Origin of the sequence: Streptomyces sp. NPDC059455, assembly GCF_042750115.1 — a bacterium.
GTDB lineage: Bacteria > Actinomycetota > Actinomycetes > Streptomycetales > Streptomycetaceae > Streptomyces > Streptomyces endocoffeicus.
This window is the reverse complement of the sequence record NZ_JBHYVB010000305.1, coordinates 1-10,062: the sequence shown is the minus strand read 5'-3', so window position 1 is coordinate 10,062 and position 10,062 is coordinate 1. Positions and strand designations below refer to the sequence as shown.

The 10,062-nt window shown below is 66.6% G+C and carries 7 protein-coding genes and 3 pseudogenes; 5 read left to right on the top strand and 5 right to left on the bottom strand.

What is annotated here, in order from left to right:
* Positions 1 to 91 precede the first annotated feature (91 nt).
* Entirely contained in the window at positions 92 to 835 is a 744-nt protein-coding gene (locus tag ACFXB5_RS50095) for a hypothetical protein (protein ID WP_385221877.1), read from the top strand.
* Between the two features lie 52 nt (positions 836 to 887).
* Here the strand turns inward: ACFXB5_RS50095 and ACFXB5_RS50090 are convergent, their stop codons facing one another.
* The 4 genes and pseudogenes from ACFXB5_RS50090 to ACFXB5_RS50075 form a co-directional block, all read right to left on the bottom strand.
* Complete coding sequence (locus tag ACFXB5_RS50090) at positions 888 to 1,781, bottom strand: helix-turn-helix transcriptional regulator (protein ID WP_385221874.1); 894 nt, start codon at positions 1,779 to 1,781, stop codon at positions 888 to 890.
* Positions 1,782 to 1,808: 27 nt separating this feature from the next.
* A complete protein-coding gene (locus tag ACFXB5_RS50085; RefSeq protein ID WP_385221872.1) occupies positions 1,809 to 2,615 on the bottom strand; it encodes an SDR family oxidoreductase in 807 nt (268 codons plus the stop codon).
* A 373-nt stretch (positions 2,616 to 2,988) separates the two neighbouring features.
* Positions 2,989 to 3,231, bottom strand: a pseudogene (locus ACFXB5_RS50080) (transposase); the annotation flags it as partial.
* A gap of 154 nt (positions 3,232 to 3,385) precedes the next feature.
* Positions 3,386 to 4,484, bottom strand: a pseudogene (locus tag ACFXB5_RS50075) (integrase core domain-containing protein).
* A 123-nt stretch (positions 4,485 to 4,607) separates the two neighbouring features.
* Here ACFXB5_RS50075 and ACFXB5_RS50070 point away from each other — a divergent pair.
* Positions 4,608 to 4,867, top strand: a pseudogene (locus tag ACFXB5_RS50070) (cupin domain-containing protein); the annotation flags it as partial.
* 1,387 nt (positions 4,868 to 6,254) lie between these two features.
* Here the strand turns inward: ACFXB5_RS50070 and ACFXB5_RS50065 are convergent.
* Positions 6,255 to 6,479: a hypothetical protein gene (locus ACFXB5_RS50065; RefSeq protein WP_385221869.1), complete on the bottom strand. Its 225-nt coding sequence runs from the start codon at positions 6,477 to 6,479 to the stop codon at positions 6,255 to 6,257.
* 138 nt (positions 6,480 to 6,617) lie between these two features.
* Between ACFXB5_RS50065 and ACFXB5_RS50060 the strand changes: the two genes are divergently transcribed.
* From ACFXB5_RS50060 to ACFXB5_RS50050, 3 genes are all read left to right on the top strand, one after another.
* Entirely contained in the window at positions 6,618 to 8,120 is a 1,503-nt protein-coding gene (locus ACFXB5_RS50060; RefSeq protein ID WP_385221866.1) for an APC family permease, read from the top strand.
* Positions 8,121 to 8,660: 540 nt separating this feature from the next.
* Complete coding sequence (locus ACFXB5_RS50055; RefSeq protein WP_385221864.1) at positions 8,661 to 9,287, top strand: AMP-binding protein; 627 nt, start codon at positions 8,661 to 8,663, stop codon at positions 9,285 to 9,287.
* Positions 9,229 to 9,585 carry a restriction endonuclease gene (locus ACFXB5_RS50050; RefSeq protein WP_385221861.1) on the top strand — a complete coding sequence of 119 codons (357 nt, stop codon included), beginning with the start codon at positions 9,229 to 9,231 and terminating at the stop codon, positions 9,583 to 9,585. Before ACFXB5_RS50055 ends, ACFXB5_RS50050 begins: the two co-directional genes overlap by 59 nt.
* The last annotated feature ends 477 nt before the right edge of the window (positions 9,586 to 10,062 follow it).

Genomic DNA, 10,062 nt, shown 5'->3' with positions numbered 1-10,062 from the left:
GGCCTCGGCTGCCGCACGGTGGTCGCCGACTGTGCCCACTTAAGTCAGCGACGACTGGTACCTCGCACCGCGCGAGGCCGGCCCGGCCTACGTGGTGGCCCTCAAGCCGCACCGCGGCACCTGGGCTCCGGCAGACCAGCCGCACACCCCCATCGAAGCGGCCCACACCCTGACCTGGCGCGATGCCAGGCGTCCAGGCGACTGGACGCCCGTTCAGCGTCACTTCCGTGACGGGCACACCGAGACCTGGTGGACCGCCGATGCCCGCCCGGGCGGATACGGACCCGACTCACCCTGCCGACCGGTCGTGGCCACCACCGACCCGGCCGGCCTCCCGGAGAAGGCCACCTGGTACCTGGCCACCAGCCTGCCCCACCCCGACGCATCCCACGCCGCCACCGGCCCCCACCCGCCGGCCGACCTCGCCGGGATCGTCCGCCTCTACAGCCTGCGGCCCTGGACCGAGCAGAGCTACAAACAGGTCAAGGACGAACTCGGCCGGGCCGACTTCCAAGTCCGCTCCGACCGCGCCATCCGCCGCCACCAGACCCTGGTCAACCGCGCCTTCTCCTTCTGCCGGGACCAGTGGTTCACCCCACCAGGACCCCTGGATACCACCGCGCCGGACCCGTGCCCCGACGAGGAGCCAGAGAGGGGGACCGGCCCCGTCCCACCAGCCCCGACAACCTTGTTGGCCCAGGGCCTTACGCGCCATCCGCTCCTGGCTCACCCCCGCCACCACCCTCACCCGATGGTGGCGAGCCCGGACGGACACCGACCCACCCTCCGAGCTCCAGGCCCTGATCGACGCGGTCACCACCGGACACGGCATTGACCTCTACCGCCGGATTTAACGAACTACCGGTAGTACGGCTGAAGGGGTTGGACTATCCGTTGTGTGCTTCGAGCTCGGTTGCCAGCGTCTGTTGGGTGGCCGCCCACGACGCCAGGAGCGCTACATTGTCAGCGGTCGGTGTGCCCGCGGGTGCGGTGTAGACGTTGAGGTGCAGTCCGGGTTCGGCGGGCAGTTCCAGGGACTCGACGTCCAAGTCGAGCTGGCCCACGATCGGATGGTGCACCCGCTTGCGTCCGGACCGGTGCAGCCGCACGTCCTGAGATGCCCACCGCTGCCGAAATAGCTCACTGCACGTTGACAGTTCGCCGACTAGGGAGATCAGCTCCTCGTCGTGCGGATTGCGACCGGCTTCCATGCGTAGCTTCGCGGCCGCGGCACCGGCAACTTGGTCGTAATCGACAAAGAAATCTCTGGCCGCCTCGGGGTTTAGATAGACGAACCGCGCTGTGTTCGCGGGTCGTCGCGGGTCGGCCAGCACCGGTGAATACAGCGCGCGAGCGAGTTGATTCATGGCGAGCACGTCATAACGGCCGTTACCGATCCAGGCCGGCGCATCGGAGATCGCGTCGAGCACCTGCTGCAGCGTCGAGCGCACCGTCACGGCAGGCCTACGCCGGCGTGGGCCGCTGGGCGCCCTGGATTGGCGCGCGAGGTGGAACAGGTGGTCGCGCTCGGCCTCGTCGAGTCGCAAGGCAGAGGCCAACGCGTCGAGCACGCCATCGGAGGCACCGGCGAGGCTGCCGCGCTCCATGCGCACGTAGTAGTCGACCGATACCCCCGCCAGTAGCGCTACCTCCTCGCGGCGCAGACCTTTGACCCGACGGTTGCCGCCGTAAGCGGGCAGGCCCGCCTGCCCGGGTGCGATGCGGGCGCGACGCGAGGTGAGAAACTCCCGGATCTCGGTGCGTAGATCCATCGTGGCCATCCCCTCACCGTAAGCCCGTCCCGCAGCCTACGGGGTACCCGATGCGGTCGTCGCGGTGCCGCCGTCTACCGGGATGATGGTGCCCGTGAGGTAGGAGCCGGCCCGGCTGGCGAGGAACACGGCGATACCCGCCATGTCGTCGTCGCGGCCGAGCCGGCGCAGAGGGGCCTTCGCCGCGATCGTGTCGCCGATGGCATCGAGCGTGGACGCCACCATCTGCGACGGGAACACTCCCGGTGCTACCGCGTTCACCGTGACGTGCTGTGGGCCCAGTTCCCTGGCAAGCACTCTGGTGAGTTGGTGGAGTGCCGCTTTGCTGCTGGCGTACGAGTAGTTGGGCGCCTCGGCGACGTGGATGGCGGCGATACTGCCGATGTTAATGATCCGCGCGGGGGCATCGGCGGTGCCCGCCCTGCGAAGTGCGGGGAGCAGCGCCTGCACCAGCCAGAACGGCGACTTGAGGTTGAGGTCGATCACTGCGTCCCAGGCCTCGTCCGGGAACGTCTCCAGCGGCTCGCGCCACATCGCTCCCGCGTTGTTGACGAGGATGTCCAGGCGTTCCGAGTCGGCCTTGACAAGATCAGCGAGGCGCTGACACTCGTCGTGCCTGGACAGGTCGGCGGGGATTGCTTGAACGTCGCCGAATTCGGACAGTAGATGCTCTGCCTCCGCGCACGCGTCTGCCTTGCGTGAGCTGATAATGACGCGGGCGCCCGCCTGCAGAAGGCCGCGCGCTATCATCATCCCAATGCCCCTGGTGCCGCCAGTGACAAGTGCGCACTTCCCACTCAGATCGAAAAGTTCTGTGTGAGTGGTGAAGTGGTTGTCCGCCATTGGTATCCGTCCCTTTTGTCGTGGAAGAATGCGCCGACACGGTCGCGCATTCGGGGCAGCTGAATTGAACTGATGAGGTAAAGCTGCAGTGTGTGTTCATGGAGTGTTGTCGGCGCTTTCGACTCAACCAGTTTGACAGGCGTTTTGGACGTCTGGGAGATCCTGGTGATACAGGTACTGTGAGAGCCCCCCTTGCCTGGTGCGCTGACTCACCCCGGATCCACCGGCTTGATTCCCGGTTGATCGTTTCGGGGTCGTGCGGGCCGTGTTGGGGCTGAGTTGCGGATTCGGCATGGGGTGGCCGCTGGTCTGCCCAGCTCTTCCACTTTGTCCACAGGTCTCGGGCCCTTTCGGGCAGGTCGGTCAGGGAGCGTCAGAGGGCCGGCGGTGCATGCACCGTGCTGAACAGCTGGGTGAAGTCCTCGCTCCAGGGCCGGCGTTCGGGCAGGTGCAGGGTGAGGCGGCGGGCGGAGCGGGACAGGCGGGCGGGCACGTTGATCAGGCGGTCACGGATGGTGGCGGTGGTCGCCCTGGCATGGAACGCGGAGGCCAGGGCGCCGGCGGCGCGGGTCAGGTTGTGTGCCAGGGCCGCCAGGGCGAGCCACGCGGCATTGGCCTGACATCAGTTTCGCCGCAGGGAAGGCGCCGGTGCCGTCCTCCGAGGCGGGCAGCCGGACGTGCTCCCCGACCAGCGCGGGCAGACCGCACCGCTCGGCCAGCCGCACCACCGGCTCCAGCCCTGTCCCTGCCGAATACTTCATCCGTGCAGGTCATGCTGCATGTTGGTATTCGTGGAGGATGCCGCCGAGGTGGTCGTGGCGGCGTATGTCCAGGCGGCTCAACTTGTCCGGATCGTTCATCGGTGTGGGCAGTGGGTGCAGCGGTCGGGCGTTGGCGATGCCCTGGTGGGGTCGGTGGGCGTTGTAGAACTGTCCGTACTTGTGCAGGGCGTGCAGGAGGTGGTGCTGGTTCCAGATCAAGGTCCGGTCCAGGAGCTCACGTCTGCGGGTCTGTACCCACCGTTCGATGAGCGGAGTTCATTCTCGGCATCTGGATGCCGCTGAGAACGACTGTGATCCCCGCGTCCGCGAGGACGCCATCGAACAGGGCGGGGAACTTCCCGTCCCTGTCTCGGATCATGAATCGTGCCCGGAAGTCGACGTCTTCGAGGTCCATGACCAGGTTCTTCGCCGCTTGTGTTACCCAGGAGGTGGTCGGTTGTGCGGTGGCGCCCAGGATCCGGATGCGGCGACTACTGTGTTCGACCACCACGAGTATGTACATTCGCGCGCCGGACAAGGTGACCGTCTCAAAGAAGTCGCAGGCCAGGAGGGCGTCGGCTTGCGAGCGCAGGAAGTCGGCCCACGTGCTGGAGCTCCGGTCGGGCGCCGGATCGATGCCGGCATCCTTCAGGATCTTCCAGACGGTCGACGCGGCCACCTTCACACCCAGCACGAGCAGCTCACCGTGCAGACGCCTGTAGCCCCGGTTCGGATTCTCTCTCGCCAGGCGCAGTACCAGAATCCGGATGGAGCGCACCGTACGAGGTCGACCAGGTCGCTTGGGCCGCGATAACGCGGCATGGTGGCGTGTGACGAGGTCGCGATGCCAGTGCAGCACCGTGTCAGGACGCACGAGCAGCCGCGTACGCCGCAGGGTGGGTAGCGGAAGCCGGTGCAGCAGCGCCGCCAGGAACGCCCGGTCGCTTGTGCTGAACCGGACCTTTCTCTTGCCGAGTTGGCGTTCCAGGACCGCGATCTGATGGCGCAGGGCGAGAATCTCTGCATCTTTGTCCTGGTCGCTCATCGGCAGCAGACGCAATACCGCGAACGCATTCGTCACACCAAGGTGGGCCAGTCGTAGCAGCACGATCGATCATCATGACGCATGGACAACGGCTACGCGAGAGCGCCGGCTCGAGCGACCGCGGCCGACGACTGTGAGGTCCGGTGCAGGCCTCCGACCAGGGAGGATGAATTCTCGGCAAGCACACAGTCCACCGGTTGGCACTACCACGACGGCACCCTCTACGGCCGTGTCAAGCAAGGAACGCTGAGCCACTTCGACGCCACCTGCGCCGCGGACGGTGTGTACAAGAGCGGCAGCACATTGAAGGAACGCGCTGGGCCCGACCGTGTCCACATCGGCCGCAACCTCGGCTCCAGGAACATCGTTCTGGAGGTCCTCTACGCCCTCCCGCACGGCGCGCCCCTCTCCCAGGACGCCCCAACCCTGGGTGCGACTTCCAGTGAGCCGTGTATGACGGCCCGTGGCGGGACTTGACTCAGCCCGCAGAGCCGGACGTCAGAGCTTCCCCCGCGAGGTATGGCAGATCGTCCGTCTGCCTTGCCTCCGAAGCCAACCGCTTGTGAGCGGGAGAGGCTCTGACCGGCTTCCCTACGCATGACCGCTGGAGATCCGCCACCAGCCCGCTCCGAGGGTGACGCACCCCCGTCCGCCCCGGCCACACCGCAACAAGTGATCGTGCCAGTCACGCCAGGCGTGGCGGCCCGTGCGTCGTCTCGCGGACACCGCTGTCGGTGGCAGGCCGACCATTATCGAGTTACGGGCTTGTCGCTTCCGTTGCCGAGAGCACCTGCCCGAAGGCGACGTTCGCCTATCCGAGCGTCCCCACCCCGAGTCTCCTCGGCATCGACGAGTTCGGGCCCGCACGCTGCGACTCAGCTGCTCCCGCCCGTGGGCATTGTCGACAATCGCCACCACGGACGCGACATCCTCCCTGATACCAACGGTTCGGCACGGGTCTGGCGCCTCAAGCGCCTCTACGTCTTCTTCGCCATGGAGATCGCCACCTGACGCGTCTACGTCCTGGGCGTCACCACCCAGCCAACCGGCAAGTTCACCGCCGCATTCCAGGGCGTCGGGCCGAGACCACCTCATGGCGCTTACGTTCCGTCCGGACGTCGCCGTGGTTCAAGTGCCTGCCGCGCCGACCTTTCTAGGCTACCGCCGTAGGGACAAACCCGGGCGGTTATGCCTGTCGCGCATACGAAAGACGAGGAACTCGTGCACCAACGCAAGTCCATCTGCCCAATCTCGGCGCCGGTACCGGTATCGGGGCCGAGGTTGCGCACCAGATGGCCACTGACGGAACACCGCGGCTCGCTCGTGGGGCACACCGAGGCGCCTCCGCGGTAGACCATCCAAGCGAGCCCGGACAGTGCGGACATACATCCCCCAGATCGTGAACGTCTCGGACCCAGCCGCCACCATGGCGGTCATGAACGGCGCGGCCAAGCGGTTCAGACGCTGGGACGTACTGGTCAACAACGCGAGTCGTAGCGATTCCGGGCACCGTCGACCAGATCGGCATGAACAGTCATCGGGCCACGATGAGCACCAACATCAACGGCCCCCTCTTCGCCTCACGAGCTGCCCCGTCGGATCCGAAGGTGCACTGCACGATGTTGGGAACAGCCGCCAACAACGTGGCCATGGGCGCCGTGGCGAACCTGACCGACGTGATGGGGCTGGACCACGGTCGGGAGATCCGGGTCAGTACCGTTCACCCCGGTGTGAGGCGGCGCGAGAGGCTTCAGCCGACTTCCTGTTGGGCAGCAGACGAGCCTCCTTCGCCACGACACGCGCTGGCCGACCGACATCGTCGAACGCGAGAGCCTACTCGCCCGAACCACCCAGACCGGCGCGTACCTGAACCGTGAACTCGACGCTCATATTGACGGGTTGGACATCGTCGGGGAGATCCGGTCCGTCGAGATGATGCTCGCCGTCGAACCTGTCGCCGACCGCACTACCCGCGCGCCACTCCGGCTCGGCCCAGTACGGATACCGCATGACGTGATCGGCCGCGAGGTCGACGTCATCGCCCGCCTCTCCGCGCACGGCCTCGTCCTATCCCGGCCGCTGATCATGACCGAGGGCGAGGCCAAGGAGGCCATCACCACGATCCACTTAGTATTGCAACGTACCCGGCCCGAGACTGAGCGGGTCCCGTCAAGCCCAGCACCCGGAGGCCCTGCCGTGTCCACCCCCGTCCCACATCTGCGGCGCAGCCTGCGCCGCTTCGACATCATGGCGATGGGCGTGGCCGCCGTGCTCTCCTTCGATACCCTCGGACAGATCGCGTCCGGTGGCGGCGAGGCCGCTACCTGGATCGCCATCATCGCGTTGGGCTTCCTCGTCCCGTACGCCTTGATCTTCGCCGAGACTGGCGCGGCCTTCCCCCAAGAAGGTGGGCCGTACGTCTGGGTGAAGCTCGCCCTCGGCAGGTCGGCGGCGGCTGTGACCACCCTCTTCTACTGGGTCACCAACCCCATTTGGCTCGGCGGCTCCCTCGTTTTCATCGCCGCCGAGACCTGGGACGGCTTCGTCTTCCGCCTCGGCACCGGTACCTTCGCCGACTACGCCTTCAAGCTGCTGTTCATTTGGGCGGCCATCCTCACCGCCGTCATCTCGCTGCACCGCGGAAAGTGGATCACCACCGCGGGCGCAGCGATGAAGGTCCTCGCCATCATCCTGTTCACCGGCACCGCCCTCGCCTACGGCACCGAGAACGGCTTCCACGGCCTCGACAGGACCTCCTTCAGCCCGACCAGCGCCGGTTTCCTCGCCCTGGTACCGGTGCTGCTCTTCGCCTACGTCGGCTTCGAGGCGCCCAACGCCGCCGGCGACGAGATGCACGACCCGCAGCGTGACGTCCCGATCTCCATCGGAGTCTCGGGCCTGATCGCCGCCTGCTGTTACCTGCTTCCGGTCCTCGCGATCCTGTCCGCCGCCCCGCCTGGACAGGCCACAGGCATCGGGGGATTCATGGACGCAGCGCGCCTCGTCTACACAGGCGTGTACGGCGGTTGGACTGAGCCGCTGCTCACGGCCACCGCCGTATTGTTCGTCTTCGCGCTGCTCACCCAGGGCAGCGCCTGGATGATCGTCAGCGACCGCATGCAGGCCATGGCCGCCGCCGACGGCGGTTTCTTCAGCCGCGGCCTTGGAGCCTTCCACTCACGGCTCAGCACCCCGGTCCGTATGAACCTCCTGTCCGGGATCACCGCGACGGCCTTCATGATCGCCGCTATGACCCTTGTCCACGGCAGCGCTGCCGCCGTCTTCAACGTGGTCCTCACGGTCGCCATCACCACTCTGCTGCTCTCCTACCTCACCGTCGTGCCGGCTCTGCTCATCCTGCGCGTACGCCACCCTCAAGTCGCCCGCCCCTACCGAGTGCCATTCGGCACGACCGGTTTCAAGGTGTATGCCGCGCTCACCTACGGCTGGATCGTGCTCGGCTCCTGGGTGGCCCTGTTCCCGGGCACGTTGGAGTCCCTGTTCGGCATCAGCTACGACTTCCACGACACCTGGGGCGTCTCGCGTACCACCTTTGAGGTGTTCACCCTCGGCACGGTTGTCCTGCTGCTAGTCATCGGCATCGCCGGATACGCCACCAGCCGGGGCCCGGCGGCCCTCACCTCCGACCGTTCGGCCAGTCGGCCGGTCAGCATATCCGGCGGTTCGCGAGAACATTGACAGCTCCTGCCAGCCCCTGCGGGGGGAAGGACCACCGTGGTCGGCACCCAGCTCAACCTCGTGATCCCCCTGCTCCGGTTCTCCTCGATCCTGTCCGCAGCCGCCTTGACCTTGGCCTTGAGCACCCGGCGGGCGCAAGCGACCACCGCCTTGTCCGGGCGTGAGCCCGTAATCGGTGCGGGCCGATAGCCACGACGCCGGACAGGGAAGGCGCCCGCAGGTGGTCAGGGGAGACACCGGGGTCAGGGCGACAGCCAAGGGAGCACGAACTGGCCCCCGCCCACGCCGCGCGTCACCCCGGCAGGATCACGCTGCGCCAGCCGGCAACGACATCAGTTACGGAGAACTCGCAAACCGGTTGGCGACGCACCTGCGAGACGCCGAGCCCGGTCTATTTCCCAGGAGGGAATTCGTGGTCACCGCCACTGACCCAGTGCGCCGCGGCGCGGCACAGCATGCTGATCGGACCGCCGTCGTCTTCAACGGCAGGACCCTGACGTTCCGGGAGGTTCACGAGACCGCCAACCGATTGCGAAGGTCTTGTCGGCCAACGGGATGCGGAAGGGAGACTATCTGGGTCTGCTGACCGAGGTCACTGAGCGGCTGGTCGCCGGCATGGGCGATGTGCAGACCGTCGGGCTCGGTGGAGCAACTGCCACTGGGGGCACAGACTTGATGGCAGAGCTGGTGAACGTGAGTGCGGACGAACCGGGAGTGCCGCTGACGGAGTCGGACCCGATGCTGCTGCTCCGCACCTCAGGCACTACGGGCAGGCTTAAGGCGGCCACGCATGCCCAGGGTTCCTACGCGGCCGTCACCGCGAACATCTTGGCCAGCCTTCTTGCGCCTGGCCCGGATTCGGGGATGCTCCACGCAGCAGCGCTCATCCACGCCATTGGCACGTTCGTGCTCCCCTACTCGTTCCGAGGCGGCACCTCGGTCGTGCAATCGGGGTTCGAACCCCGTCAGTACCTGGAGGCGATCGAGCAGCACCGGATCACCGAGATCAATCTGGTGCTGACCATGCTCGGCATGCTGTTCACCCATGAGGTACTGGGGCAGACCGAGTTGCCGCTGGTGGTGACCGTGCTCGGTGAGTCCGACACTGATGCAAACTCGTGCCCCCGACCGAGGGCGCGACCTCTCTATGGACCGAGTCCTTCGTGACGGTTCCGGCGGTGTGCGTACCGAGCGCGTCATCGTTCAGGCCAAACACTGGCGCAACCGTTCGGTCAACGCAGCCGCCGTCAGCGAGACTGCAACGGCAGGCAAGCTATGGGGACCCCCGCTTGTGCGAGGGATTGTCATCGCCACGAGCGGCAGATTCACCGCTGACGCAGTGTCCTGGGCGGAGCGGCATAACTCGGAGGGTACCGCGCCCTACATCGAACTCTGGCCCGACAGCAGACTGGAAACCCTTCTCGCGCAGCGACCACACATGGCGGCCGCACACGGTCTTAAGTAGGTAAAGGCAGGTCCGGCCATCTCATACGGCATAGCCGAAACCGCAACCCTTGCCCTGAGGGAGTCCTTTGATGGCTGGACATGCCTTCGACCGACACGACGCCCATACCCACCACTCGCCCCACGCCAGCTCCCATCCCGTCTGCCGTCGACCCACACATCATGGAGCGGGCGTGGCCCCTGGTGTCCAGGTGGAGCGCGCTACTGTGCGGCCCCTGGACGCCAGGGGCCTCAGGAATGCGGCAAGCAGTGGACCGACGCGGGGGAGATCCACGAGGAGCGTGACCGCAAGGGCCGTGCCGAAGGGGACACGCGCACGGTGCCCGGGCACCCCGTCCTGACTTGCATCCTGCGACGGCACATCGAGGGAGTGCCCAATAGACGGCCCTGTCTCACATTCGGTGGTAACGGAGCGTGCTGCTATCCGAGGAGGATGCGGTGCCGGAGCAAGGTGAAGCCTGCTCGTCCGTGCATCTGG